This is a genomic window from Bacillus sp. COPE52 (assembly GCF_003355115.1).
Lineage (GTDB): Bacteria > Bacillota > Bacilli > Bacillales > Bacillaceae_G > Bacillus_A > Bacillus_A toyonensis.
This window is the reverse complement of record NZ_CP031292.1, coordinates 4,306,499-4,332,124: the sequence shown is the minus strand read 5'-3', so window position 1 is coordinate 4,332,124 and position 25,626 is coordinate 4,306,499. Positions and strand designations below refer to the sequence as shown.

The 25,626-nt window shown below is 36.5% G+C and carries 34 protein-coding genes; 7 read left to right on the top strand and 27 right to left on the bottom strand.

What is annotated here, in order from left to right; translation table 11 throughout:
- Window positions 1–260 precede the first annotated feature (260 nt).
- From argR to accB, 11 genes are all read right to left on the bottom strand, one after another.
- The gene (gene argR / locus DPQ31_RS21855; protein ID WP_001032581.1) at window positions 261–710 is read right to left on the bottom strand and encodes an arginine repressor ArgR; all 450 of its coding nucleotides are present in this window, start codon (window positions 708–710) and stop codon (window positions 261–263) included.
- Window positions 711–852: 142 nt separating this feature from the next.
- Entirely contained in the window at window positions 853–1,695 is an 843-nt protein-coding gene (locus tag DPQ31_RS21850; protein ID WP_001274740.1) for a TlyA family RNA methyltransferase, read from the bottom strand.
- A gap of 3 nt (window positions 1,696–1,698) precedes the next feature.
- Entirely contained in the window at window positions 1,699–3,591 is a 1,893-nt protein-coding gene (gene dxs / locus DPQ31_RS21845) for a 1-deoxy-D-xylulose-5-phosphate synthase (protein ID WP_000366442.1), read from the bottom strand.
- Between the two features lie 300 nt (window positions 3,592–3,891).
- Window positions 3,892–4,782, bottom strand: coding sequence for a (2E,6E)-farnesyl diphosphate synthase (gene ispA / locus DPQ31_RS21840; RefSeq protein ID WP_000150368.1), 891 nt, complete (start codon window positions 4,780–4,782; stop codon window positions 3,892–3,894).
- Window positions 4,782–5,012 carry an exodeoxyribonuclease VII small subunit gene (xseB, locus tag DPQ31_RS21835; protein ID WP_000428977.1) on the bottom strand — a complete coding sequence of 77 codons (231 nt, stop codon included), beginning with the start codon at window positions 5,010–5,012 and terminating at the stop codon, window positions 4,782–4,784. Before xseB ends, ispA begins: the two co-directional genes overlap by 1 nt.
- On the bottom strand, window positions 5,002–6,360 hold the full coding sequence (gene xseA, locus DPQ31_RS21830; protein ID WP_000415264.1) for an exodeoxyribonuclease VII large subunit: 1,359 nt from the start codon (window positions 6,358–6,360) through the stop codon (window positions 5,002–5,004). The genes xseB and xseA overlap by 11 nt, the downstream gene beginning before the upstream one ends.
- 26 nt (window positions 6,361–6,386) lie before the next feature.
- Window positions 6,387–7,247 (bottom strand): bifunctional methylenetetrahydrofolate dehydrogenase/methenyltetrahydrofolate cyclohydrolase FolD, encoded by an 861-nt coding sequence (gene folD / locus DPQ31_RS21825; protein ID WP_000226729.1) that lies wholly within the window; start codon window positions 7,245–7,247, stop codon window positions 6,387–6,389.
- A gap of 23 nt (window positions 7,248–7,270) precedes the next feature.
- Window positions 7,271–7,663 carry a N utilization substance protein NusB gene (gene nusB, locus DPQ31_RS21820; RefSeq protein ID WP_000830246.1) on the bottom strand — a complete coding sequence of 131 codons (393 nt, stop codon included), beginning with the start codon at window positions 7,661–7,663 and terminating at the stop codon, window positions 7,271–7,273.
- 347 nt (window positions 7,664–8,010) lie between these two features.
- Window positions 8,011–8,403 carry an Asp23/Gls24 family envelope stress response protein gene (locus DPQ31_RS21815; RefSeq protein ID WP_000807630.1) on the bottom strand — a complete coding sequence of 131 codons (393 nt, stop codon included), beginning with the start codon at window positions 8,401–8,403 and terminating at the stop codon, window positions 8,011–8,013.
- A gap of 22 nt (window positions 8,404–8,425) precedes the next feature.
- Window positions 8,426–9,778 carry an acetyl-CoA carboxylase biotin carboxylase subunit gene (accC, locus tag DPQ31_RS21810; RefSeq protein ID WP_000592880.1) on the bottom strand — a complete coding sequence of 451 codons (1,353 nt, stop codon included), beginning with the start codon at window positions 9,776–9,778 and terminating at the stop codon, window positions 8,426–8,428.
- Window positions 9,779–9,794: 16 nt separating this feature from the next.
- Complete coding sequence (gene accB, locus DPQ31_RS21805; RefSeq protein WP_000472855.1) at window positions 9,795–10,283, bottom strand: acetyl-CoA carboxylase biotin carboxyl carrier protein; 489 nt, start codon at window positions 10,281–10,283, stop codon at window positions 9,795–9,797.
- A 470-nt stretch (window positions 10,284–10,753) separates the two neighbouring features.
- Here accB and DPQ31_RS21800 point away from each other — a divergent pair, with 470 nt between their 5' ends.
- Complete coding sequence (locus tag DPQ31_RS21800; protein ID WP_000638007.1) at window positions 10,754–10,948, top strand: hypothetical protein; 195 nt, start codon at window positions 10,754–10,756, stop codon at window positions 10,946–10,948.
- Window positions 10,949–11,073: 125 nt separating this feature from the next.
- Here DPQ31_RS21800 and DPQ31_RS21795 read toward each other — a convergent pair whose 3' ends face one another.
- The 9 genes from DPQ31_RS21795 to DPQ31_RS21755 are packed head-to-tail and all read right to left on the bottom strand — an operon-like array spanning window position 11,074 to window position 16,598.
- Window positions 11,074–11,733, bottom strand: coding sequence for a SpoIIIAH-like family protein (locus DPQ31_RS21795; RefSeq protein ID WP_000914719.1), 660 nt, complete (start codon window positions 11,731–11,733; stop codon window positions 11,074–11,076).
- 15 nt (window positions 11,734–11,748) lie between these two features.
- The gene (spoIIIAG, locus tag DPQ31_RS21790) at window positions 11,749–12,411 is read right to left on the bottom strand and encodes a stage III sporulation protein AG (protein WP_000368888.1); all 663 of its coding nucleotides are present in this window, start codon (window positions 12,409–12,411) and stop codon (window positions 11,749–11,751) included.
- Entirely contained in the window at window positions 12,401–13,033 is a 633-nt protein-coding gene (gene spoIIIAF / locus DPQ31_RS21785; protein WP_001161043.1) for a stage III sporulation protein AF, read from the bottom strand. The genes spoIIIAG and spoIIIAF overlap by 11 nt, the downstream gene beginning before the upstream one ends.
- A 12-nt stretch (window positions 13,034–13,045) precedes the next feature.
- A complete protein-coding gene (spoIIIAE, locus tag DPQ31_RS21780; RefSeq protein ID WP_097957951.1) occupies window positions 13,046–14,218 on the bottom strand; it encodes a stage III sporulation protein AE in 1,173 nt (390 codons plus the stop codon).
- A 10-nt stretch (window positions 14,219–14,228) separates the two neighbouring features.
- Window positions 14,229–14,612 carry a stage III sporulation protein AD gene (gene spoIIIAD, locus DPQ31_RS21775; protein WP_077393170.1) on the bottom strand — a complete coding sequence of 128 codons (384 nt, stop codon included), beginning with the start codon at window positions 14,610–14,612 and terminating at the stop codon, window positions 14,229–14,231.
- Between the two features lie 23 nt (window positions 14,613–14,635).
- Window positions 14,636–14,839: a stage III sporulation protein AC gene (gene spoIIIAC / locus DPQ31_RS21770; RefSeq protein WP_000020914.1), complete on the bottom strand. Its 204-nt coding sequence runs from the start codon at window positions 14,837–14,839 to the stop codon at window positions 14,636–14,638.
- 14 nt (window positions 14,840–14,853) lie between these two features.
- Window positions 14,854–15,369, bottom strand: coding sequence for a stage III sporulation protein SpoIIIAB (gene spoIIIAB / locus DPQ31_RS21765; RefSeq protein WP_015000953.1), 516 nt, complete (start codon window positions 15,367–15,369; stop codon window positions 14,854–14,856).
- On the bottom strand, window positions 15,363–16,289 hold the full coding sequence (gene spoIIIAA, locus DPQ31_RS21760) for a stage III sporulation protein AA (RefSeq protein WP_097957949.1): 927 nt from the start codon (window positions 16,287–16,289) through the stop codon (window positions 15,363–15,365). Before spoIIIAA ends, spoIIIAB begins: the two co-directional genes overlap by 7 nt.
- Before the next feature lie 27 nt (window positions 16,290–16,316).
- Complete coding sequence (locus DPQ31_RS21755; RefSeq protein ID WP_000816054.1) at window positions 16,317–16,598, bottom strand: YqhV family protein; 282 nt, start codon at window positions 16,596–16,598, stop codon at window positions 16,317–16,319.
- A 191-nt stretch (window positions 16,599–16,789) separates the two neighbouring features.
- On the opposite strand from DPQ31_RS21755, the gene DPQ31_RS21750 reads away from it, so the two are divergent.
- Window positions 16,790–17,368 carry a GNAT family N-acetyltransferase gene (locus DPQ31_RS21750; RefSeq protein WP_001164998.1) on the top strand — a complete coding sequence of 193 codons (579 nt, stop codon included), beginning with the start codon at window positions 16,790–16,792 and terminating at the stop codon, window positions 17,366–17,368.
- Window positions 17,349–17,669, top strand: a complete 321-nt coding sequence (locus DPQ31_RS21745) for a hypothetical protein (RefSeq protein ID WP_000866179.1) — start codon at window positions 17,349–17,351, stop codon at window positions 17,667–17,669. Before DPQ31_RS21750 ends, DPQ31_RS21745 begins: the two co-directional genes overlap by 20 nt.
- A 34-nt stretch (window positions 17,670–17,703) precedes the next feature.
- On the opposite strand, the gene efp is transcribed toward DPQ31_RS21745, so the two are convergent.
- From efp to DPQ31_RS21725, 4 genes are read right to left on the bottom strand one after another with little or no spacing between them, the layout of a single operon-like run.
- The gene (gene efp / locus DPQ31_RS21740; protein ID WP_000626519.1) at window positions 17,704–18,261 is read right to left on the bottom strand and encodes an elongation factor P; all 558 of its coding nucleotides are present in this window, start codon (window positions 18,259–18,261) and stop codon (window positions 17,704–17,706) included.
- Between the two features lie 21 nt (window positions 18,262–18,282).
- On the bottom strand, window positions 18,283–19,344 hold the full coding sequence (gene pepQ / locus DPQ31_RS21735; protein WP_000411034.1) for a Xaa-Pro dipeptidase: 1,062 nt from the start codon (window positions 19,342–19,344) through the stop codon (window positions 18,283–18,285).
- A 4-nt stretch (window positions 19,345–19,348) separates the two neighbouring features.
- A complete protein-coding gene (gene aroQ, locus DPQ31_RS21730; RefSeq protein ID WP_000735144.1) occupies window positions 19,349–19,789 on the bottom strand; it encodes a type II 3-dehydroquinate dehydratase in 441 nt (146 codons plus the stop codon).
- Window positions 19,790–19,841: 52 nt separating this feature from the next.
- Window positions 19,842–20,330: a YqhR family membrane protein gene (locus tag DPQ31_RS21725; protein WP_000076902.1), complete on the bottom strand. Its 489-nt coding sequence runs from the start codon at window positions 20,328–20,330 to the stop codon at window positions 19,842–19,844.
- A 244-nt stretch (window positions 20,331–20,574) separates the two neighbouring features.
- Between DPQ31_RS21725 and DPQ31_RS21720 the strand changes: the two genes are divergently transcribed.
- Window positions 20,575–21,495: a DUF1385 domain-containing protein gene (locus DPQ31_RS21720; protein WP_000797102.1), complete on the top strand. Its 921-nt coding sequence runs from the start codon at window positions 20,575–20,577 to the stop codon at window positions 21,493–21,495.
- Window positions 21,496–21,574: 79 nt separating this feature from the next.
- A complete protein-coding gene (locus DPQ31_RS21715) occupies window positions 21,575–21,976 on the top strand; it encodes an SA1362 family protein (protein WP_001014465.1) in 402 nt (133 codons plus the stop codon).
- Here the strand turns inward: DPQ31_RS21715 and DPQ31_RS21710 are convergent.
- The 3 genes from DPQ31_RS21710 to splB all read right to left on the bottom strand — a co-directional run bounded on the left by DPQ31_RS21710 (window position 21,973) and on the right by splB (window position 24,287).
- Complete coding sequence (locus DPQ31_RS21710) at window positions 21,973–22,635, bottom strand: HAD family hydrolase (protein ID WP_141555926.1); 663 nt, start codon at window positions 22,633–22,635, stop codon at window positions 21,973–21,975. The genes DPQ31_RS21715 and DPQ31_RS21710 overlap by 4 nt on opposite strands.
- A 53-nt stretch (window positions 22,636–22,688) precedes the next feature.
- Entirely contained in the window at window positions 22,689–23,117 is a 429-nt protein-coding gene (gene mntR / locus DPQ31_RS21705; protein ID WP_001143071.1) for a transcriptional regulator MntR, read from the bottom strand.
- Window positions 23,118–23,261: 144 nt separating this feature from the next.
- On the bottom strand, window positions 23,262–24,287 hold the full coding sequence (gene splB, locus DPQ31_RS21700; protein WP_000802126.1) for a spore photoproduct lyase: 1,026 nt from the start codon (window positions 24,285–24,287) through the stop codon (window positions 23,262–23,264).
- 156 nt (window positions 24,288–24,443) lie between these two features.
- Between splB and DPQ31_RS21695 the strand changes: the two genes are divergently transcribed.
- A complete protein-coding gene (locus DPQ31_RS21695) occupies window positions 24,444–24,761 on the top strand; it encodes a PadR family transcriptional regulator (protein WP_000556090.1) in 318 nt (105 codons plus the stop codon).
- 5 nt (window positions 24,762–24,766) lie between these two features.
- Window positions 24,767–25,438, top strand: coding sequence for a DUF1129 family protein (locus DPQ31_RS21690; RefSeq protein WP_000993577.1), 672 nt, complete (start codon window positions 24,767–24,769; stop codon window positions 25,436–25,438).
- The last annotated feature ends 188 nt before the right edge of the window (window positions 25,439–25,626 follow it).

Genomic DNA, 25,626 nt, shown 5'->3' with positions numbered 1-25,626 from the left:
GCCCCATTCACCTCGTTATAAACTAATCCCCTACTAAGGGCTTTTTTCAGTTCTTTATTCAAATAGTCATACTATATGTTTGTATGTACTCTTCTAACCCGCTCCATTGTACCAAACATTCGTTTTACGGGTCAATCCACCTATTTTCTAATTTTATTCAAACAAAATATTATATTACAATTAAAAATTCACATTTTTAACCGCTAAAAAAATCCTGTTCACTTTCCACTTTACAGAGGAAAGCAAACAAGATTTTTTTGTTACAACATATTTAAGAAACGATCAGAGACAACACCTGTATCCTCAGGTGTACGGCAAATAATTAGGCAAGTATCATCACCACAGATGGTTCCGATGATCTCATCCCACTCTAAATGATCAATAAGTGCTCCAAGTGAATGAGCGTTACCAGGCAATGTTTTTAGCACAAGCATATGTCCTGCCGTGTCTAATTTTACAAATGAATCCACTAGATTTCGTTTTAATTTTTGTAACGGGTTAAACCGTTGATCTGCTGGCAAGCTATATTTATAGCGACCATCATGTAATGGCACCTTCACTAAGTGCAGTTCTTTAATATCGCGCGATACTGTTGCTTGCGTTACATTAAATCCCTCATTACGTAAAATATCAACTAATTCATCTTGTGTTTCGATTTCTTTGTTCGCAATAATTTCCCTGATTTTAATATGGCGCTGACCTTTATTCATACATTTGCACCTCACACTATCTCTTACCATAGTTTAAACATTGGTATACTTCACTTATTTATGTTAACTTATAATTCGTTACTTGTACACAATTGTTTTTACAATCATTATACAATTACAGCAAAAAGAGGAACAACATATGTTATTCCCCTTTTCCTTTTTGTTTTAGAACGTCATGCGCTTCTGTAACAACTTGCTCAATAGAAATTGGAGAATGATTTTTGCCACTCTCATCACGTTCACCATGCCATTTTAAATGAATTAAGAATTCAATATTACCGTCTCCACCCGTAATCGGTGAGAATGTTAACCCTTCTACATCATAGCCTTCTTTTAAAGCAAAATCGACAATCATTTCTACGACAGCTTCATGCACTTTTCTATCACGAACAATGCCTTTTTTCCCAACTTGCTCTCTTCCAGCTTCAAACTGCGGTTTAATTAACGCTGCTACATCACCGTTAAGCATAAGCATTGTTTTTAAAACTGGCAGTATTAGTTTTAATGATATAAATGAAACATCTATACTAGCAAATTGTGGTAAACCACGCTCTAAGTCTGCTGGTGTCACGTAACGGAAATTTGTACGTTCCATTACGACAACACGCTCATCTTGACGCAATTTCCACGCCAATTGATTATATCCTACATCTAATGCATAAGATAGTTTCGCTCCATTTTGAAGCGCACAATCTGTAAAGCCACCAGTTGATGAACCAATATCTATCATAACTTTATCTTGTAAATCTAGATGAAATGTCTCCAGTGCCTTTTCAAGTTTATAACCACCACGGCTTACATACGGCATAACTTGTCCCTTTACCGTAATCTCTGTATCTTGTGGGATCTTCTCTCCTGGCTTATCGAGTCTCATCTCATTCGCATATACGAGTCCAGCCATAATAGCACGTTTCGCTTTCTCACGTGTTTCTATAAGCCCTCGCTCTACTAATAGTACATCTACTCTTTCTTTTTTTGCACTCATTTGTTACGCCCTTTTTTGTTTTGATGGAATCATTGTATGAATACGGTCTACAACAGCATCTGTCGTTAAACCAATTTCTTCTAATAATTTTGTTACACTACCGTGCTCTATGAAACGATCTGGAATACCCATTCTTTCAATTAATGCACTATGGTATCCGTTCTCAGATGCAAATTCAACTACTCCAGTTCCAAAACCACCGATTAAACAAGCTTCTTCAATCGTTAAAATCGGTATATTTTTTCCTAAGAGATCATGTAAATACGCTTCATCCATTGGTTTAATAAAGCGAGCGTTCACTACTTTCACTGAAACTCCAGCCTTTTCAAGACGCTCTGCTGCTTCCATTGCCATTGGAATTGTCGTACCAAATGTTAAAATAGCTGCCTGCGTACCTTCTTTTAACGTTTCCCATGTGCCGATTGGAATTGCCTTTAATTCTTCGTCCATATGAACGCCAAGACCATTACCACGTGCATAACGTAAAGCGATTGGTCCATCTTCATATTGCATCGCCGTATACACTAAATGTTGCCCTTCATTTTCATCTTTTGGCATCATTATTACCATATTCGGTAAATGACGTAAAAACGAGATATCAAATACACCTTGATGTGTTTCACCGTCTGCTCCTACTAATCCAGAGCGATCTATTCCGATGAAAACATTTAAATTTTGACGACATATATCATGAACAACTTGGTCATATGCTCTTTGTAAAAACGTTGAATAAATTGCTAAGAATGGTTTCATCCCTTGCGTTGCCATACCTGCTGCCATTGTTGTAGCATGCTGTTCTGCAATACCTACATCGATCATACGATTCGGGAATTCCTTTTGGAATTTCTCAAGTTTCGATCCAACAGGCATTGCAGGCGTAATTGCAACAATACGCTCATCTTCTCTCGCCAACTTAAGTACTGTTTCACTAACAACAGCACTCCATGCTGGTGCAACTTCCTTCGGTTTAACGAAGTCACCTGACTCAATTTTATACGGGCCTGTTCCATGCCAAGTTCCAATTACGTCACTCTCAGCTGGTTTATAACCTTTTCCTTTTTTCGTAATCACATGAACAAGTACTGGACCTTTTGTTTTCTTTGCATATTGCAACGTTTCGAATAACTTTTCATAATCGTGCCCATCGACTGGACCTAAATATGTAAAGCCTAACTCTTCGAAAAAGACGCCTGATACTAGTAAATATTTAAGACTATCTTTTATTTTCTCTGCTGTTGCAGCCACTTTTCCACCGACTGCTGGGATTTTTTTCAATATATACTCTAGTTCATCTTTTACCCAATGGTATTTTCCTGCGGTACGTAAACGACCAAGTACATTATGAAGCGCACCAACGTTTGGTGCAATTGACATTTCATTGTCATTCAAAATAACAATCATGTCTGTTTTTTCATGCCCAATATGGTTCAATGCCTCTAAGGCCATTCCACCTGTTAAAGCACCATCTCCAATGATTGGTATAACATATTCTTTCGTTTTCTTTAAATCACGTGCTAAAGCCATTCCCATTGCAGCAGATAGTGATGTCGAGCTATGACCTGTTTCCCATACATCGTGCTCACTCTCACAACGTTTTGGAAAACCACATAGACCTTGATATTGCCTTAATGTACCGAATTCCTTCGCACGTCCTGTTAAAATTTTATGTACATAGGATTGATGTCCTACATCCCATAAAAATTTATCTTTCGGACTATCAAATAATTTATGCAGAGCAATTGTGAGTTCTACTACACCTAAGTTAGGTGCAATATGTCCACCTGTTTGAGAGAGCTCTTCAATTAAAAATTTACGAATATCCTCACTCAATCCCTCTAGTTCACTGATAGACATATCTTTCAAAAAACTAGGGTTTTGAATTTGCGTTAGATCCACATGGATCACTCACTTTCATTTCATAATCTGTCAACATGTCAAATATTATAAAAAACATTTACACAACACAAGAAATTTCTTTTCTATCCTTTATCTTACCCTGCTATCAACCAGTCTATTGTGCCCTAATCCTATTATAAACCATATTTCTTTATGCGTTGAAAAAAATAGCCGCTAACACGAAGTGATAACGGCAATGTAATCTACATATATTTTTGCCAATAACAAGAAAAGAAAAACCTTTTCCTACATTTATATCATAAAATGATGAATGACTCAACAAATGAAAACGCTGTTATATTAGTTATTACGTTTTGCAATCAAATCGCAAATAGATAGTAAATATTCATCTTGTAATTGCAAGGAGCTAATCGCATCTTTTGCTTTTGCAATTGTTTCTTCTAAAATATTCTTTGCTCTATCTACAGTAAATAACGTCGTATATGTGCTCTTTTCGTTGGAAACATCACTACCAATCGGTTTTCCAATCTCTTCTTCGGTTCCTTCTACATCTAAAATATCATCTCGAATTTGGAAAGCTAGGCCAATATTTTTTGCAAACTCAAGTAACTTTTCTTCCTGCTCTTTTGTAGCATTAGAAAGTATCGCTCCTGCAAGTACAGCGAATTCAAGTAGTTTCCCGGTCTTATGCTTATGAATATACTCTAACTCATCAATCGTAAGTTGTTTCCCTTCAGCTTCCATATCCGCCACTTGTCCGCCAACCATTCCTTCCGGCCCAGCTGCTTTTGCAAGCTCAAGTACAAGTCTTACTTTTTTTTCAGCAGAGATTTCTTTTTGCTCATATGCCATAACAATTTGAAAAGCATACGTCAACAAACCATCTCCTGCTAAAACTGCCATTGCTTCACCAAATACTTTATGATTCGTGGGCTTTCCTCTTCTTAAATCATCATCATCCATACAAGGTAAATCATCATGAACTAACGAGTATGTATGTATCATTTCAAGAGCACAAGCTGCACCTACTCCAAGATTTCTTTCTTTCCCAAACGCTTGTAATGTTGCAAATAAAAGTAACGGGCGGAGACGTTTTCCACCCGCTTCCAAAGAATATGCCATCGCTTCCCGAAGTACATTTGGACATTGTAATTCATTTGCATAGCTTACAAGCTTCTCTTCTACGAAAGTTTTACTTTCTTTCAAAAAAGTATCAAAAGCGATTGTCACTATGCTTCATCTCCTAAAGCAGTAAACGGTTCAAGCTCTCCATCTTCTCCAAGAATAACTGCCATTTGTTCTTGTACGTTCTTCAACTTCTCATCGCAAAGCTTAGATAATTCCATACCCTCTTTAAAATAAGAAATCGCTTCTTCTAAAGGTACATCACCTTGCTCTAGCTTAGATACGAGATGCTCAAGTTGCGAAATTGCCTCTTCAAAACTCACTTTATTTTCCATTATTCAATTCACGCTCCTCTATGCCTGATACGCTACAATCTAGTATTCCATCTTGTAATTGAACTGAAACAGCATCTCCAAGGCTGACATCTTTCACACTTTTTAACACTTGCTTCTCTTCATCATATACAAGCCCGTACCCTCTCATCATTACTTTAAGCGGACTTAATGCTTCAAGTTTTTGAGCAGCTCTTACAAAGGCAAATTCTTTCGTTTGAAGTAATGTTTGCATTTCACGTTGTAATTGCTTTTGCAACGTTTCAATCGCTACCTTTGTTTGTATAATTTTTTGAGACGGGTGGTGCTTCTCTAAATAAAATGAAAGCTGTTTTAACTGATTCACCTTTTTATCAATGTAGCGCTCTTTCGCTAAAACAAGCTGTTCTAACGCTCTATCTAATTGCTCTTCCTTTTGTTCATATACTTGTCTTGGATAACGGAATGCATAAGATTTTTGCAATACTTGTAATTTTTCTTCTTTTTTATGTACTAACTCTCTCATTGCTCTTTGCAATCTTAGAGTTCTTTGTAATACCTTTTCTTGTAACTCTATAACGTTCGGTGCTGCTAGTTCAGCTGCTGCAGTCGGTGTTGGTGCACGTAAATCGGCAACAAAATCTGCGATTGTAAAATCTGTTTCATGCCCTACTGCTGAAATAATAGGAATTTCGCTCTTAAAGATTGCTCTTGCAACCACTTCCTCATTGAAAGCCCATAATTCCTCAATAGAACCTCCCCCGCGCCCAACAATTAATACATCTATATCTCCCATTTCATTCGCTGTACGAATCGCTTGTACAATCGAGGGAGCTGCTGACTCCCCCTGTACAAGTACTGGAAATACAATAACATTCCCAATTGGATAACGACGTTTAATCGTTGTTATGATATCACGAATCGCAGCTCCTGTTGGCGACGTAATTACCCCTATTGTTTTAGCATAAGGAGGGATTATTTTTTTATAAACTTGAGAAAACAATCCTTCTTCCTCTAAACGAACTTTTAATTGTTCGTAAGCCAAATGCAAATTTCCGACTCCGTCAGGTTGCATGTCTTGAATATAAATTTGATAAGAACCACTCGCCTCGTAAACAGAGATTTTCCCTTTTACAAGTACCTTCATCCCATTTTCAGGTCTGAATTTAATATTACGATTATGGCCCGCAAACATAACCGCTGCGATTCTGGCATTTTCGTCTTTCAATGTAAAATACATGTGACCACGACTATGATTTTTAAAGTTGGAAATTTCACCTTTTAACCAAACAGACTGTAAATGCGGGTCATATTCTATTTTTGTTTTTATATAGCGTGTTAATGCTGTAACGGTTAAATATTGTTTCTCCATTTCTCTCTCCTCATAGCCGACTCAAATTATTTACAAACGACACCTGCGCGTTTGGCAGATTCAACAGTATTATGAAGAAGCATTGTAATCGTCATTGGACCAACACCCTTTGGCACAGGCGTAATGTAACCCGCAACGTCTAACACGTTGTCAAAGTCAACATCACCACAAAGCTTGCCTGTTTCTAATCGATTCACACCAACGTCAATTACAACCGCGCCTTCTTTCATATAATCAGCTGTTACCATTTTAGGTCGTCCAACAGCTACGATTAAAATATCAGCTAACTTCGATAATTCTTTAATATTTTGCGTCTTAGAATGACAATATGTGACAGTTGCATTTTCATTTAAGAACAATTGCCCCACTGGTTTGCCGACAATATTACTTCTTCCAATTATTACAACATGTTTTCCCGAAATATCAAGATTCGTTTCTTTTACTAATTCTACAATACCATGCGGTGTACATGGAAGGAATGTATCTTGTCCCGTCATCATACGTCCCACGCTGATTGGGTGAAATCCATCTACATCCTTTTCTGGTGAAATTCTTTCAATGATAGCTTTTTCTTCAATATGTTTTGGTAAAGGTAATTGCACTAATATGCCATTAATGCGGTCATCGCCATTTAAGCGATCGATTTCAGCAAGCAAACGTTCCTCAGTAATCGTTTCAGGAAGTTCAATTAGCTCAGAATAAATTCCTACTTGTTCACAGCCTTTTTCTTTTCCTTTTACGTAAGAACGAGATGCTGGATCTTCTCCCACTAAAATCACTGCTAATCCTGGTACAATCCCTTGCTCTTTCAACTTCACAACTTCTTCTGTTAATTGTGCTCGTTTTTTCTCCGCAACTTCATTTCCTTTGATGATTACTGCTACCATTTTAAGATTCCCCCTTAAAGAAATTACAGTGTATCTTTTATATTAGATAAAACGCCGTTAATAAAACGACGAGATTCCTCATCCCCAAATGTTTTAGCAATTTCAATTGCCTCGTTAATTGTTACGTTGTGTGGAATTTCTTCCATGTACTTCATTTCATACACAGCTACACGTAAAATACTGCGATCAACAATACTAATACGCTCAAGCTTCCACTTTTTTAAGTTTTGACGAATTGCTGCGTCAATCTCTTCTTTATTGTCTACAAATCCTACAACAAGTGATTCTAAAAACTCATTTGTTTCTTCACCTTCATCTAGCGTATTTTCCACCGCTACCTTCGGTTCTAATTCACCTGTAATATCCATTTGGTATAATGCTTGCATAGCTCTTTCTCTAGCCGTCCTACGTTTCATTGTAACTCTCCTTTATGCTTCAAGTCTTTCCTTATGCTTTGTTATATTATTATAATTTATAAGCCGTCAATTCACTTACTCTTACAGTTTTCATTGATTTTCCAACCTTATAATACAATGATAATAACACAATTTATCGTTTCACACACGGGTTACAAGGCTGAAAAATAATAAAAAGATTAACTTCAAGTTCCATATCTTATCACAATGTACGTTTTTTGGAAAAACGAAACATTTTCTTTTTTATTTCTTATTTTTTGAAATAGTATAACAATTAGAGGGTTGTAATTTGTGAAGAAATGAAACGATAAAAAAGATGCCTATGTTACTAGGCACCTTTTTCATTCTTACACTGGTTCAATTTCTGTTTTTTGTGTTTCGAATGTTACGCCAACGATGTGAACATTCACTTCTTTTGGCTCAAGTCCTGTCATTGTAAAGAGTGCTTGGCGAATATTGTCTTGAATCTTTTGTGCAACAACTGGAATTGCTACACCAAAATACATTACAACATAAAGGTCAACGATAATATCTTCGTTTGCTAATTCAACCTTTACACCTTTACCATGATTTTTCTTACCTAACTTCTCAACAACATCTGTAGCAAAATTACCACGCATTGCCGCCACACCTTCTACCTCAGCAGCTGCAATACCTGCAATTACTTCAATTACTTCTGGTGCAATTTCTACTTTACCAAGAGTTGTATCTTGACCCATATCTAACATATGTTCAGCCATGAAAAAAACCTCCTTTAATGTATCACTGCGTCACAAGTTCATGCTCTTCCAAAAACTTCGTATTAAACTCACCTTTTACAAAATCAGGATGATCTAACAATTGCAAATGGAACGGGATTGTTGTATGTACGCCTTCAATGACAAACTCACTGAGTGCACGCTTCATTTTTGCAATTGCCTCTTCACGTGTTTTTCCGTGAACAATTAATTTAGCAACCATCGAATCATAGAAAGGTGGGATTGAATATCCCGGATATACAGCTGAATCGACGCGAATACCAAATCCGCCTGGTGGTAAGTACATTTCTACTTTACCTGGAGATGGCATAAATTTTTTGGCAGGGTTTTCCGCATTAATTCGGCATTCAATTGCCCAACCATTAAATTGTACTTCTTCTTGCTGTAACGATAACTTTTCTCCAGAAGCAACAAGAATTTGCTCTTTAATTAAGTCCATTCCTGTCACCATTTCAGTAACCGGATGCTCAACTTGAATTCTCGTATTCATCTCCATGAAATAAAAGCTTTTCGTTTTATATTCATAAATAAACTCAACCGTACCAGCACCTGTATAATCAACCGCTACCGCCGCTTTAACTGCCGCTTCACCCATCTGCTTGCGAACATTTTCATCAAGTGCAGGTGATGGACTTTCTTCTAATAGTTTCTGCAAACGGCGCTGAATTGTACAATCACGCTCTCCTAAATGAATGGCATTTCCGTGTGTATCTGCCATTATTTGAATCTCAACATGGCGGAAATCTTCAACGTACTTTTCTAAGTATACACCAGGGTTCCCAAAAGCGGTACTAGCTTCTTGCTGTGTAATTTGAATTCCTTTTACAAGCTCTTCTTCATGACGTGCAACACGAATACCTTTTCCGCCGCCACCTGCAGTCGCTTTAATAATAACTGGATATCCAATTTGATTTGCAAGCTCGATCGCTTCCTCGGTATTTTTTATAATCCCTTGTGAACCTGGTACAATCGGAACCCCTGCTTTTTCCATTGTATCACGAGCAACGTCTTTTGTGCCCATCTTTGAAATAGCTTCTGGACTTGGACCGATAAAAATTAAGTTACATTCACGGCATAACTCTGCGAAATCTGCATTCTCTGCTAAAAATCCGTATCCCGGATGGATAGCATCGCAGCCCGTTAACTTCGCAACGCTAATAATGTTCGTCAAATTTAAATAACTTTCTTTTGAAACTGTTGGTCCTACACAATACGCCTCATCTGCAATTTGTACGTGAAGTGACTCTTTATCTGCTTCTGAATAAATCGCAACTGTTTCAATATCCATTTCTTTACAAGCACGAATAATTCGTACAGCAATTTCCCCACGATTGGCTATTAATACTTTTTTTATCATCACAAAGACTCCCTTATTACGCTTTCACAAGAAATAGCGGTTGTCCATACTCAACAAGCTGTCCGTTATTAACAAGAACCTCAACAATTTCGCCCTCTACATCAGCGTCAATTTCGTTAAATAACTTCATAGCCTCGACAATACATACGATAGAATCTTTCGATACCCTGTCTCCAACACTTACATATGGAGGTGTATCAGGTGAAGATGAAGAATAGAATGTACCTACCATTGGTGAGGTAATCTTATGTAGGTTTTCATCTTGAACAGCTTTCTTCTCTTCTTGTTTTGGTGCTTCTACTTGCGCTGCCGCTACTGCTGTTTCAACTTCAACAGATGCTACTGGTTGCATAGCTTGTTTCGCTACAGGTGCTTGCATCGCAACAACTTCATTACCACGCTTTTTCATTTTGATTGTTGTACCGTCTTTTTTGTATTCAAATTCATCAATATTAGAGCTATCAATTAATTTAATTAATTCACGAACTTCTTGAATTTTAAACATGTAAAATCCACTCCCATACTCTTGTTTGTCCCGTTTTTACAGATTCTCATCACTAACACTAGATTGACTGTAAAAATACGATGTATTCTATTAGAAAATTTATTTTATTTACTAATAGAAATATTTACTATTTCCATCTTACGATAAATTTTTTAAACATTCCAATTTATATTTCTTTATAATAAATCGAAACTCCTGTAAAAATATTATTCCAATAAAAAATTTATTACCTAGTAATAATACCAAGTTTCACACGAAATTGGCAAGACCACTTCCTAAAAAACATTCCTTACCTTTTCAAAATGCTACACAGTAAACATCTAATTGCCGCTCCACTCTTCACCACATCTACGGTTCATAACATATTTTTACCAAATATTATTTTTTTGTTTACACGCCGTTCATCATTCCTTCATATAAGAATAGTATGTTCAAAGTGTAGAAAATATATTGTATCGAGGTGTGGACATATGATATGGCTCATGCTCTTCTTACCTGCCGTAATGGTTTGGGCATTCGTTCTCTTCATCCACGTCAAATCTGGAAAAAGTAATCATCATCACCATGAACCGCTAATTTTTTATTCACAACGTATTTCTCCATTCCGAGTTGAACATAGTAAAAACACATACAAAGACGAAATAGAAAAAAACTATCGAAAGTGATAGCTTTTTTCTATTATTATTTTTATCTAATTATTTTGAAGTACTCTATGTTCTTATTTACAAACAATGCGATTAGTAAAAATTAATAATCCGTGGGGGAAATCCCCCACGGATTAAAATTCTACTTATTTTGCTGATGGATCAAATTTCACACCTACATCTTTAGAACCGCCTTCACTTCTTACAAGCTGTATAATTTTGTTCGCTTCTTTTTGTGAATGTTTCGCTGCCTTCACTGTTACTCTAATGTCAGTTCCATCAGCTCTTACAAGGGCATCTTTATATCCTCCTTGAGCTTTAATAACTGTTTCAAGTAAACCTTCTTTTGTTTCCATTGTAGCGATTGCATCCATACCATCTTTCGCCTTACTTCTTTCTTCAGCAGTAGCGTTAGAAGACTTTATTACATTTTGTAATTTTTCTCTTTCAGCACTACGCTTATCTTCCATTTGCATACGTAAAGCTGTGAAATTCTCATCACTCGATTGAACTGATACATTCCCCTCTTTTTTACTTGTTTCTTTTTTAGCATTTTCTTTTTTATCTGTCTCTTTATTTGTTGTCTCTTTATTTGGTGTTTCCTTGCTTGGAGTTTCTTTTGTTGTTTCTTTATTTGGCGTTTCGTTTGTTACTGCTTTGTCAGTACCTTGTTTTTCTTGTCCAATCTTTTCACCTGTTGCCGGCGATGCTGTATTCATTTTGTCAGGAGTTGTTACGTAATACACAGATAGTACAACAACTAAACTTAACATTGTTAATAGCCAAACCGTTTGTTTTTTTAACACTTTATTTCCTCCCTATCAATTTTTCGGTGAAACTGAAACACGATGGGCTGGTACATCTAGCAGCCTTATCACAGCTTCTTTTACCATTGCTTTAACTTGTATATTATCCACTCCTTTTGCTACGACGAGAACACCTCGTACTTTCGGTTTCTCTGTCCGTAAAACAACGGGAGTTTCTTTATCACCTTCACGTATAATGACAGTCTTTTCATCAAGAGACTCGTCCTCTACTTCCCTCTTACCGCCTGTTTTATCTGTTTCACCTGTTGTTTGTGAGCGTTTCACTGTATTTTTTTCTAAAATTTTTTCTTCAGATGAATCTAAATTCACCTTAATCGTTACGTCTTTTACTCCTGCTATTTCTTCTAAAGCAGCTTTTAATTCTTGTTCATACGCTTTTTCATATTTTTCTACATTTGACATACTATCATTACTTTTTTGTCCGAAAGTTGGTACGTCTTTTTCTTGGTTTTGAGTTTTTTGTTCTTTAAATACAGGTACTTCTTCTTTTTTACTTGAAAAGAGACTACTAGAAAACATAAGCAAAATTCCAAGTATGAGTAGGACAAGTAAAAACTTAGGTGTTACCTTTTTCCCCTTCTCGTTGCTTTCTTTTTGATCCCCATTCAATAAGTTTCGAAAAAATGAGAACTTCGAATTTTTATCTTTATTGTCCATTTACTCTACCTGTCCTCCCTTCCGTTTGAACTTGGATTTGTTTATTCTCTAGTTGCCACCTGCTTGAAAAGAAATCTTTCATTTCTACATTCGTTTCTTCTACCTTTTTTGGAGGTTCATTCGTATTAATTTCAATTGGCTTTACTGTTTCAATTGCGTCATTTTTACTGCGTTCTTTTTCTTTCAACGTCACAACAACAGATTGAATATCTTTGGCTGACTTTACTTCTTCTACCCTTTCCGTTGCGACTATTTGTATTTCAGAGACTGTCATACCATACTTTTTCTCAAACTCTTTTCCTACTTCTTTTTTCATTTTGGTAGCCATCTCTTCTAAACTATATGCACGTGTTAGAGCTTGTATTTCTTTTTTCTTCGAATCTATTGAATTTTTTACAGATCCCTCTGCTACATACTTTTCTTCATTAAAATTTGCGATTACTTCATTTACATCTGTTTGCAACAGTTTAAAAAGAGGTGTTAAAATTAATACAACTAATAGTAGACTTACGACGAATTTAACGTATTTTTGCAAATTCGAGTTTGGAAGAATAAGATGAAGCATTGTCGCTAAGAGTAAAAAAACGATAATATTTCTAATCCACTCTGTAACAAATTGCATACTCTTCACCTCCTATCGCATCATAAGCGTAATGTTCCCCGCAGCAATAATAATTGTGATACTTAAAAAGAACATAAATGATACGATAGCTAAGCAAGCAAACACGTAAATGATGCTTCGTCCAATGATATCTAAACATTGAATAATTGCTCCTCCGCCAACTGGTTGCAATACTGCTGCTGCGAATTTATAAATAAACGCGATACAAAAAATTTGAATCGCTGGAAAAGCGACAATTAAACATAACATAACGAGCCCTATAATTCCGACTGTATTTTTTAATAACCCCGACGCACTAATAACAGTATCCGCTGCCTCTGTAAACATCCTTCCAACTACAGGAATAAAGTTCCCTGTTACAAATTTAGCAGTTTTCACAGCTATCCCATCAGCAACCGCTGTCGCTGTTCCTTGTACAGATAATACTCCTAAAAAAATCGTTAAAAAGATCCCGATAATCCCAACGCTAACGTTTTGCAGAAGCTTGGACAATTTCGTAACTTTATATTGATCACTCATCGTACTTACAATACTTAATATCGTTGCAAGTAATAAAAGTGGTAGAACGATGTAATTCATAAGAAGCCCACTCGTATTCATTAAGAAAATGATAATCGGATGAAAAAACGATACAGATACAACACCGCCTCCAGTTGCTATGAGTGCAAGCAAGATTGGTAATAGCGCTAATATGAAATCTACCATTGTTTGTATCGTTTCTCTTGCATATGTCATAACCACATAAAAACTATTTAAAGCAAAAATAATAAGCACCATATATACAACTGCATCGGCAATTTTACTTACACTACTCTTTGAAAAGGCAGATTGCAGTGATTGCAACAATGCACTAAAAATTGTGAGCATAATGAGTGTTCCAAGTAGCTTTCCATTTGCAGCAAGCTCGTGAAACAAATATTTTAATAAACCTAGCATCCATTCTTTTATAGAGAATTCTTTTTCTCCCTTTACAAACTCCATAAAGCTTCCTTTTTGACTCTCTGGTAAATAACCTCCATATTTTGTAACAAGCCCGTCCCAAAATTGCTTCACATCTTCAATTCCGAGCTTATCCAATTGTTGATCAACGACGTTTGTTTCTACAGGAGAAGCTTGTACAACAACCGGTAAAGAAAAGAAAAGGAAGCAAGCAAATAGCAGCTTAGCTCCAAACTTCCTCAACATTCACTCCCCCTTATCCCGTCGGTAAAAATCCGAGAATAGTTTCAATTACGACTGTCAAAATAGGAATTGCCATAACGAGAATTAAGATTTTACCAGCTAGTTCAATTTTCGAAGCGATTGCACCTTGCCCAGCATCTTTTGTAATTTGCGCTCCAAACTCAGCGATATAAGCAATCCCAATAATTTTCAGTAACGTTTCTACATAGACGTTGCTAACTTTCGCTTCACTCGCTACTCTCTCAATCATTTGTAAAATAGAGTGAATTTGATCGATTAAAATAAGAAACATTACGCTACCTACAAAAACAATAAATAGCGATGTAATGCTAGATTTATGCTGATTCAAAACAGCTGCTAAAAACGTAGCAACGAGGCCTAATCCGACAATTTGTATAATTTCGATTCGGACCGCCTCCTTTACTGGAAGAGAAAGACACTTTTAATCTTGTCGAACAACGTATTAATTAAAAATGCAACATGGAATAGAATGACGACAAAACCGACAAGGATAACCCAATTTGCAATATCCTCTCGTTTTAATTCTTTTAATACGGTATGAATGAAAGCTAAAACAATGCCGATTCCGGCGATTTGAAATATTAATCCAACATCAATGGACATCGCCTTTCTCCCTCCTATAGCAGTAAAATTACGATAAGTAGCCCCGCTAGTACCCCTAAGCTCTTAATCATTTTTTCATATTGCAGTTGTAACGCTTTCGCTTCTTCTTCCTCTCTCTCTAAATGTGTAATACATAATCGAATATGTTTTTGTTGTGATTCACGATCATGTTGTCCAAGTGTTTCACCAAATTGCTGCAAGATTTCATACTCGGTTTGTTGAAATGCTGTTAACTTCCAATTCTCTTTCAAACTTTCTATCCAAGCTTCCCTTACTGTTTGTTCCCCGTTTTCTAGTTTTTTGGCGAAACTTTGAAATATCCAATTTAATGGCTTGGGCATTTGTTTAACTAATCGTTCGGCGGCTTCAGATAAAGGTGTGTGCCCATACATAATTTCTGCCTCTAATGATTGGAGTGCCGATTTTAATAGTCTAAGTTGCCGCGGCCTCTCACTATATCTTTTTGCGTATGAAAACCCGAAAAAAGTGCTGACCGCAACGATTAACACTGCACCAATTATTTTCACCATACGCCCCCAGCCTTTCGATTCGGTAGTACTGGTTTTCCATATCTATCTTTCACTTGCATAACTGTTCCTGGGCCTCTTGCTTTTGATAACTCCACAAACCTATCAAATATGCCAAGCTCCAGCACTGCCTGTAGCGATGGACGTTTCACAACATCATCATAAGAAAACCCGTGTGCACTTATAAAAAGCTGGACCCCTGCATGCACCGCCTCCATAATTGCTTCACTATCTTCTTTACGTCCAATCTCATCTACGATCAAAACATCTGGACTCATAGAACGAATCATCATCATCATTCCTTCAGCCTTTGGACATGCGTCTAACACATCTACTCGTGTACCAAATTCATACTGAGGGATTCCTTTCACACATCCAGCAATTTCTGACCGCTCATCAACAATCCCCACTTTGCAAGAAGGAATTTTCGACGTACCAACCCCTTGACTCATGCAACGTGCTACATCTCTTAAAAGTGTCGTTTTCCCCGTTTGCGGCGGGCCAATTACCATCGTGTTTAACCATCTTGATTCATACAAATACGGCAAAAGCGGCTCAGCTATTCCTATTTTTTGACGAGAAATACGAATATTAAATGAAGAGACATCACGAATCATTTTCACTGTACTTTTCTCTGTAATGACTTTTCCTGCTAGGCCAATTCTATGTCCTCCTCGAAGTGTCACATACCCACGTTTCAATTCCTCTTCCATCGTATAAATTGAGAATTGACTTAACTTATTCAATAAGTAACTTGCATCTTCTGCTGTAGCGATATAGTCGTAAAAAAACACCTCTCCATGCGCAATACACTCTAGCGGTCTTCCAATTCGAACACGAATTTCCTCTAAAGTATTGTATTGCTTACAACTTTCAACTAACTGTTTCATCATTTTTGGTAAAACCTCTAATACTTCTTTCATAGGCTTCTCCCCACTATACTCGACTTACTATTTCAACAATGCGATAAAAATGCAGCCAATTCCAAGTGCCAGAAAAAAGAGTTTCAAGAAAGAAATTTCGCTCGCTACACTCGCTATGCCTATTGTCATTGTTAAAATTAATACGGTCGGTCCAACAAACGCCAACATACCATTTATAAACAATGCTTTCTTCGCATCATTCACGTAAAGCATAAGCAAAGCGGCGAATATTTCCGCGCTACCCGAAAACAACCGAAGTAACCCCATTACGAGCACGGATGTTTCCATTGCCGCTAGCCACTGTTTCATTCTCCCACCTTCTCCCGTAACGGTTACGAATTCTACATTCCAAAAAAGAATATATTTGTACAACCATATGCAGAGGTTGTCTATTTCAGAAGTAAAAACATAATTTTTCTCTAACACCTTTATTTAAATCTGAATATTCGTGTTTTTTAATGGTATATTATGGTATATTTAATTTAAAAGGGGTATAGACGATGCAGCACGTTACTTTATTACCACTTGATTTACGCTATGCAAATGTGCTTTTTGAGCTATCAAGTGAACCACACGTAAAAAATGCATTAGGAATACAGGTAGAAAAAGTCGAAGACACGAAAGCATTTCTTCTTTTTGCAATAGAAGAAGAGCGCCAAAAGAAGTCTTTATCGAGAATGATTGTAAATGAAGAGAATGAAATACTTGGCCTCACCACACTTAAACATATTAATTATGGGAAGAAACAATCTCACATTGGTAGTTGGCTTGGCTATCCATATTGGGGTAAAGGGTATAATGAGGCAGCTAAAAAAGAAATCTTTAAAATCGCTTTTTTAGACTTACAACTTACATACGTATTCACTGGTGCTAAAACGACTAACATTCGCTCGTTAAAAGCACAAGAAAAACTACCTTACATTTCATTGCATGTGAAAAACAAGTTTCCAGGCGAACATGCTGCACTGGAGAAAGAAGTAAAATCACCTTGCGTACTGCATGTCGTATCGCGTAAGAAATTTTTAAATTGGCTGGACGTACAAAATGAGGGGGGAAAATATGAAGGTTTTGAAAATTAGTTTAACAATTGTAGTAGAATTAGCTCTTATTTATCTTTTTTCATTATTGGTCGGTTGGTCATTTATAGAGACCTTTTTCCTTGGCAGTCTAGCAATATTTGCAATTATGTGGTTAATTATTATGAGTAACCATAGAAATAACATTACAGATCACGCAATAAGTAAAACATTAACTGGTGTTGAGACTGGTGAAATAAAACCATTTCAATTCATTTTCACACCATATATAGCGGGTACTCTTTCACTTGTTTTAGTTAGTTTTGTTGTCACCGCAATTTACTATATGCCCTATTTTCTATAAAAAAGCACTCGTGATAATCACGAGTGCTTTTTTACTATGCACGAGAAACGTATTTACCTTCACCAGTGTTGATGATAAGCATTTCGCCTTCGTTAATGAAGATTGGTACTTGTACAACAAGACCAGTTTCTAATGTAGCTGGTTTTGTTACGTTAGAAGCTGTGTCACCTTTAATACCAGGCTCTGTTTCTGTAACTTTTAATTCAACTGTGTTTGGAAGTTCAACACCAAGTACTTCACCTTGGTATGTCATAATAGATACTTCCATGTTTTCTTTTAGGAATTTTAATTCGCGCTCGATTTGGTTTTCACCAAGTTCGATTTGCTCATAAGTTCCGTTATCCATAAATACATGAGCCTCACCGCTCGCGTATAAGTATTGCATACGACGGTTTTCGATGTGTGCTTTTTCTACTTTTTCACCTGCACGGAATGTTTTCTCTTGAACAGAACCTGTGCGAAGGTTACGTAGTTTAGAACGAACGAATGCAGCACCTTTACCTGGCTTTACGTGTTGGAAATCAAGTACTTGCCAAAGGGCATTGTCCACTGAAATTGTTAAACCTGTACGAAAATCGTTTACTGAAATCATGTAAAAAAATCCTCCTGTGTATTACAAAATAATAAGTTCTTTTGGTGATTTCGTAATTACTTCATTACCTTCACTCGTTACAATGATATCATCTTCAATACGTACGCCGCCAATACCTGGAATATAAATACCTGGTTCTACTGTTACAGCCATACCTGGTTCAAGTACTGTATCAGAACGGAACGCTAAACCTGGCGCTTCATGGATTTCAAGGCCGATTCCATGACCAGTAGAGTGTCCAAAGTATTCACCATATCCTTTTTCCGTTATGTAATCACGCGTTAATGCATCTGCCTCGCGGCCTGTTAAACCAGCTTTAATACCGTTTACACCACGTAATTGTGCTTCTAAAACGACATTATAAATTTCTTTTAATTTATCAGATGGTTCACCGACTGCAATTGTACGAGTAATATCAGAACAATACCCTTTGTAATAAGCGCCGAAGTCTAATGTAACGAAATCTCCTGTTTCTATCACTTTTTCAGATGCCACGCCGTGCGGTAATGCCGAACGAAGACCTGAAGCAACGATAATATCAAACGAAGAAGATGTTGCTCCTTGTTTTCTCATGAAAAATTCAAGTTCATTTGACACTTCAATTTCAGATACTCCCGGGCGAATGAATGATAGAATATGCTCAAAGGCAGCATCTGCAATCTGTGCAGCTTCCTTTAATATCTTAATCTCTGAATCAGTCTTTATCAAGCGTAACTTTTCTACAAGCCCAGAAGTCGGGATAAATTCAGCTTCGATCGCCTCATTATGCGTTACGTAAGAGCTATATGTAAGAGTATCCTGCTCAAAGCCAAGCTTTTGAATTCCAAGTTCTTTCACTTGCTTTGCAACTTCATCAATAATTAATCCCGCATGCTGCACGATTTCATATCCAACAGCTTGTTTACTAGCCTGCTCTACATAACGAAAATCCGTAATAAATTGAGCACGCTCTTTTGAAATAAGTACAACTCCAGCTGTTCCAGTGAAGTTAGCCATGTATCTACGACTATGTTCATTTGTTAATAAAATACCGTCGATACCAGCCTCAGCAAATGCGCTTCTTAATCTTTCGATTTTCTCCATGACTTTATGCCTCCCTTAATTTCTCCATTAATGCAAATAACGCTAACTTATAGCCATAAAAACCAAATCCAACAATTTGTCCTGCACAAACAGCCGCCGTCACAGATTCGTGACGGAACGATTCACGCTGGTGAATGTTAGAGATATGTACTTCAATAACAGGAATCGAAATGCTCGCAATTGCATCTCGAATTGCATAGCTATAATGCGTAAATGCTCCAGGATTTAAAATGATCCCTTCATATATATCTTCAGCCTCATGAAGACGATCGATAATCGCACCTTCATGATTCGATTGGAAACATTCTAACTCCACTCCCATTGTTTTTGCTTCTTGCTTCATATCTGCTTCAAGTGTCGCTAACGTGCCCTTTCCATATACATTTACCTCACGAACACCGAGGCGATTTAAGTTAGGACCGTTTACGAGGAGTAACTTTTTCATATTCTTAAAACTCCTTAATATTAAATATCTATACAACATTTTAACATAGGAGTTACTTATTTGAATAGTTCGTCTTCTCTTCTCCTTCTTGCTCCGCTTTATTACTATTTACTGCGTAAGAAACAGAGTATGCAATAAACACACCATACAATATAAAAATACATATTGTCGTCACAATCGTCTCTTTCGGCAAATTGAACGCACTTTTAATAACAGGTGCCATTAAACCCATTCCGAAAAACAGTAACGCCCACCAAAATAGCCCATAAATAATCCCTGGAATGATTCCTTCAAATTTCGCCAAAAACGCTTTATACAAAAAGGAAATCAAGATTGAAAGAAGTCCCATGCAAACAATTCCTGACAGATTGCCCCATATCCCTTCTTTCCAACTCCCAAACGCAAATGGTAACAGTAAATAATTAGGTCCCGCTTCCGTGAATGAAAATATATGAAGGAAATACCATATTCCTCCCCAAAAAATTCCACCAAACAAACCGATTTGCACATAATTCCTTGTTCCTAATTGTTCTTGACTCACATCAACACCTCCGCTCAATAGTATGCCCGAAACTATTTTGAAGCATGTTTAAATACTGCGAAATTTGTCTATAAAAAGAATAAGAAATGTCCGACTCTCGTAACATTTTCTCTTGTCATATACTTGTATTTGTCGATAAAATAAAGGAAACTCGGTGATTGTCTTATTTCAAAACGACAGAACCCAGTATGACAATTGCCTCTTTTTCTACATAAGAGAGAAACAAATACAGGTTGGTGTTAACATGGCAGAAGAGTCAAAACAAATATATGGCGGGCAAGCAGTCATAGAAGGAGTTATGTTTGGCGGTAGAGAATATACTGTTACAGCGGTTCGTCGTAAAGATAAATCGATTGAATTTTATCGATTACCACGCGTTCGTAATAAAGCATTATCTATCCTAAAAAAAATTCCATTTTTACGAGGTATTGCCGCCATTGTGGACGCAAGTGCGAATGGAGCAAAGCATTTAAACTTCGCTTCAGAACGATTTGATGTCCACCCAGAAGATGATGAACAAATTGCAAATAAAAAAGAAGAACAATCAAAATTAACGATGGTATTAGGAGTTGCAGCAGTTGGCGTTTTATCTTTCATATTCGGTAAAGTCATTTTCACAGCAGTTCCTGCACTATTAGCTGAATTAACGAGACCGATTTTCCCATCTCATACAGGGCAAATCATTGTCGAAAGTGTCATTAAGCTCATGCTACTATTGAGCTATATATACTTTATTTCTTTAACCCCACTTATTAAACGGGTATTTCAGTATCACGGTGCAGAGCATAAAGTAATTAATGCTTATGAGAATAATCTTCCTATGACTGTAGAAAACGTCCAAAAGCAAACCCGCCTCCATTATAGATGTGGTAGTAGCTTTATTATATTTACAGTCATTATTGGAATGTTTGTTTATTTCCTCGTTCCTACAGATCCACTTTGGGCACGAGTAATAAACCGAATTTTATTAATTCCAGTCGTTCTCGGCATTTCGTTTGAAGTACTACAATTTACGAATCGATTGCGAGACATTCCTGTATTACGCATACTTGGATATCCCGGATTATGGCTGCAACTATTAACAACGAAAGAACCAACAGATGATCAAGTGGAAGTAGCTATTGCATCGTTTGAAGAATTATTACGTTTAGAAAACAAACAATAATTATTTAAAAATGGTGTTCAACTCCTCTCCTCATCGTTAATATACTAATTTTAATATATGTTTTTAGGAGGTGTTCCTTATGAACGGTCGTTCGTTTACTTTCGCTATATTTGTGCTTATAATCGGATTAGCAATATTCGGCCTTGTTTCATCTGTAATTACAAATCCAATGGGTGTATTAAGAAATATCGGGTATATGTTACTTGTTGTCGGTATCTTTTACTTGCTATACAAGATGTTTACTAATTCCAGTGGTTCTGCAAATTCGCAAAGCTCATATAAGCGCGCTGCAAAACAATCGAACCGCAAACATGGGAAACAAAATGTAGCACCCCTAAGCAATTCATTCTTGAAACGAAATACTTCTGATGACAAGGGCAAAAAGGGTAATTCTCCATCGTTGAAACGAAAAAGAAAACAATCTCATTTAACTGTCATTGAAGGTAAAAAGAACAAAAAGAAAGACCGTGCTTCCTTTTAGGAAATACGGTCTTTCTTTATACTTTCAAGCACTTCTTTCAAAGTTTTATCTATCATACTTTCAATTCGAAGGTGATGATTTTCAAATGGTAAATTTCTTGTCACATCATTTGGAACAACGACGCATTTTAATCCTGCCGCAACCGCTGCTTTCAATCCATTTAATGAGTCTTCAAATACAACAGCTTCTGATGGTTCAATTCCTAATTCCTCTATTGCAATTCGATAAAGTGCTGGATCTGGTTTTACCTTCTCAACATCTTCTCTCGTTTTAATTACTTCAAAATAATCTCGAATCTGTAGATCTTCTAAAAAACGAACAACCCATTCTCTAGATGAACTAGAAGCTAATGCGATTTTCAATCCCATTACTTTCGCTTCTTCTAAATATTCTTTTACCCCATCACGCGCTTCTGGTATTTTCATTTTCTCTTTATGTAAAGTCGTCACCTTTTCTTTTAGTGCACGCTCGTTAAACTTTTCTTTTAATTGTTCCTTTAAATATGCATAAAGTACATTATCTGTCGTTCCAATACATTTCGCAAATTCCTCTAAAGGTAACTCTCCGCCGTACTCACGAACAGCATCTCTGAAAGAGTGAAACCATATTGTTTCTGTGTCCACAATTAATCCATCAAAATCAAAAATAATTGCTTTCATAATTCTCCCGTCCTTTTCGATTGAAATAAAAAAGGAAACGCCATCCGTTCCCCTTAATTACTTTTCTCTTCATTTGCTTTTTGAACACCACGAAGTGTTTCTACTCGAACCTCATCTTGTTCAAAATATTGTACTAAATCACCGATACGGTCAATTGCTTCCCAACTTAAATGATGTTCAATCCCTTCAACATCATTGTAAATCTTGCTTTCATCCAAACCAATAATACGCATAAACTGCTCTAGCAAGTCATGACGATATACGAGACGTTCTCCGATTTTTTTACCTTTTGATGTTAATACAAGCCCTCTATATTTTTCATAAATTAGATATTCATCTTTGTCTAATTTTTGCACCATTTTTGTTACAGAGGATGGATGTACACTAAGCGCTTCAGCAATATCAGATACGCGGGCATAACCCTTTTCATCAATCAACAAATAAATTTGTTCAATATAATCTTCCATACTAGGGGTAGGCATCGGTTTCCTCCATCCAATTTCATTTTGCTTATTCCGAACGAAGCAATCAATAAAATGATACACCAGAAAGAATAACGTGACAAGGTAGAAACGAGCCTAAATCTGCAAAAGAGAAAAGAACCCGCATTCAAATACAAGTTCCTTTCATGTGAAATATTGAATTTCTGCGTCAGGAAAAAAGTGACGAATATATCCTCGAATCGTTTCCTCCAATACTTCTGCATCATCTTTTTTATAGACGTATTTCCCAATACCGTATCGTCCCCATTTATATTTCCGCTTCTCTTCGTCCATTTCAAGTTTCGTATTCGGATAACGCGCTTGAATGACCTTTTTTGCCGGCTTCGTAAAGCGATGCTGAATTAATTCAAACGTTAAATTTGGTATCACCATATCTTTCAAGGCATTGTATAATCTCTCAAACAATTCACGATACCCCTCTTCCCATCCTTCATGCATATAAAGTGGCGCAACTATAAAGCCAAGTGGATAATTAGCCCCTGCCACTTTACGAGCAGCCTCAATTCTCTCTTCGAACGGCGATGTCCCCGGTTCAAAATTTTTAATCACATAACGTGAATTAATGCTAAATCGAAAACGCGTTTTCCCATTATGCTTTGCATCTAATAAATGATCAACGTGCGAATATTTCGTAACGAAACGTAAACGCCCATGCTCACTTTCTCCCATAAATTCGATCGTTCGCTTTAAAGCATGCGTTAAATGATCAATTCCAACGATATCTGATGTACACGCCGCTTCAAATCTTGTTATTTCTGGTGCCCTTTCATCCATATATTGCTGTGCCTTCTCAAATATTTCATCTAAATTCACATATACACGAACGTAAGGTTTACTACCAAGCGTCGTTTGCAAATAACAATAATGGCAATGTCCCATACACCCTGTTGCAAGCGGAATTGCATATTCAGCTGACGGCTTTGACGTATCAAACTTTAATGTCTTCCTCACCCCAACGACAAGCGTTGCCTTTGCATTGCGATACTTTTGCAAATCATTTTCACCTGGCAAATTTCTAATTTGATTATGGGATGTCGTTTCACGAATTTCTAATCCCATCTTCGTAAACTTCTCATACAGCTCTTTTCCAAGTGGATATTCGAGTGCCTTCGGTTCAAAGTAAACAAGTTTTGGCATAAACGGTTTCATATACTTCCCTCCTCTCGTTAGTATGGAGAACATGGAAAAATTAAAACGCATTAAAGTTTTCCACTTCAGTAACTTGCATTGCAAGTTACTGAATGTTATAATTTGGATAACAGCTACCTTGCAAGGCAAGTTACCTGAATAAAAGGTGGGGAAATCATGCACAGCCAAATGTTAAAAGGTGTACTCGAAGGTTGCATCCTATACATCATTTCGCAAGAAGAAGTGTATGGATATGAGCTGAGTACAAAATTAAATAAATACGGCTTTACATTTGTCAGCGAAGGAAGCATATATCCGTTATTGTTACGTATGCAAAAAGAGAGGCTAATTGAAGGAACATTAAAAGCTTCCTCACTCGGTCCAAAGCGAAAATATTATCATGTAACCGATAAAGGAATAGAACAGCTTGAAGAATTTAAACAAAGCTGGGGAATGGTTTCGACAACGGTGAACAACTTATTACAGGGAGAGTGATAGGGATGAATGCGCAAGACATGATTGAATTGAACAACAAAAAACGCGAACTTCTAACATTTGAAAACGAAGCTTCTTATGGCGATATGCTAGTATATCTTCGGTTATCTAACGTACCTGAACAACAAGTAGAAGAACTATTATTAGAAATATTAGATCATCTCATCGAAGCACAAAGAGAAAATAAAAATGCTTATGATATTTTCGGCAATGACTTACAATCTTATTGTGATGAACTCATATCGGCTTTACCAGCTCAAACAAAGTTAGAAAAAACTTCTTTAATCGGTTTTGTTATTAGCTTACTTCTTGCTATACAGTTTGGAATGGATGCACTTGTTTCGACTTTCATTTTAATCTTCAGGAAAAATATCGAACAATTAAGCCCAGCTTTTAGCATCCCTGGAACCACTTTGTTCGTTTCACTTATTATACTAGGCATACTTTTCATTTTATATTTATTAAAGCGCTATTCCTTTGATCAAAAGATGAATTGGAAAAGAAGGATTCTATTTGGATTTGCATTTGCTACTCCATTTTGTTCAGCTGTATTTTTAAATGTCTATTTTAAAAAACAACCTTATCTCATTTACCACCTAACCTTTTGGCAAAACGCCTTAATTGCTATCTTATTTTTCATTTTATATAAATTACTATACAAAAAATCAAATTTTTAACAGCCTTTCAAAAGGCTGTTTTTCTTCTGTCTAATTTTACAAATTGAAAAATTTCATAAAGAAAATAAGAAAAATGCAAAATAATTAAAGTTAATTGTTGACGTGATGCTTTTATTATCGGTATCATAAATCTTCGTGAGCAATTATTTTTCGTTATACGATTTTTTTATTATTACTGAATTTTTGAG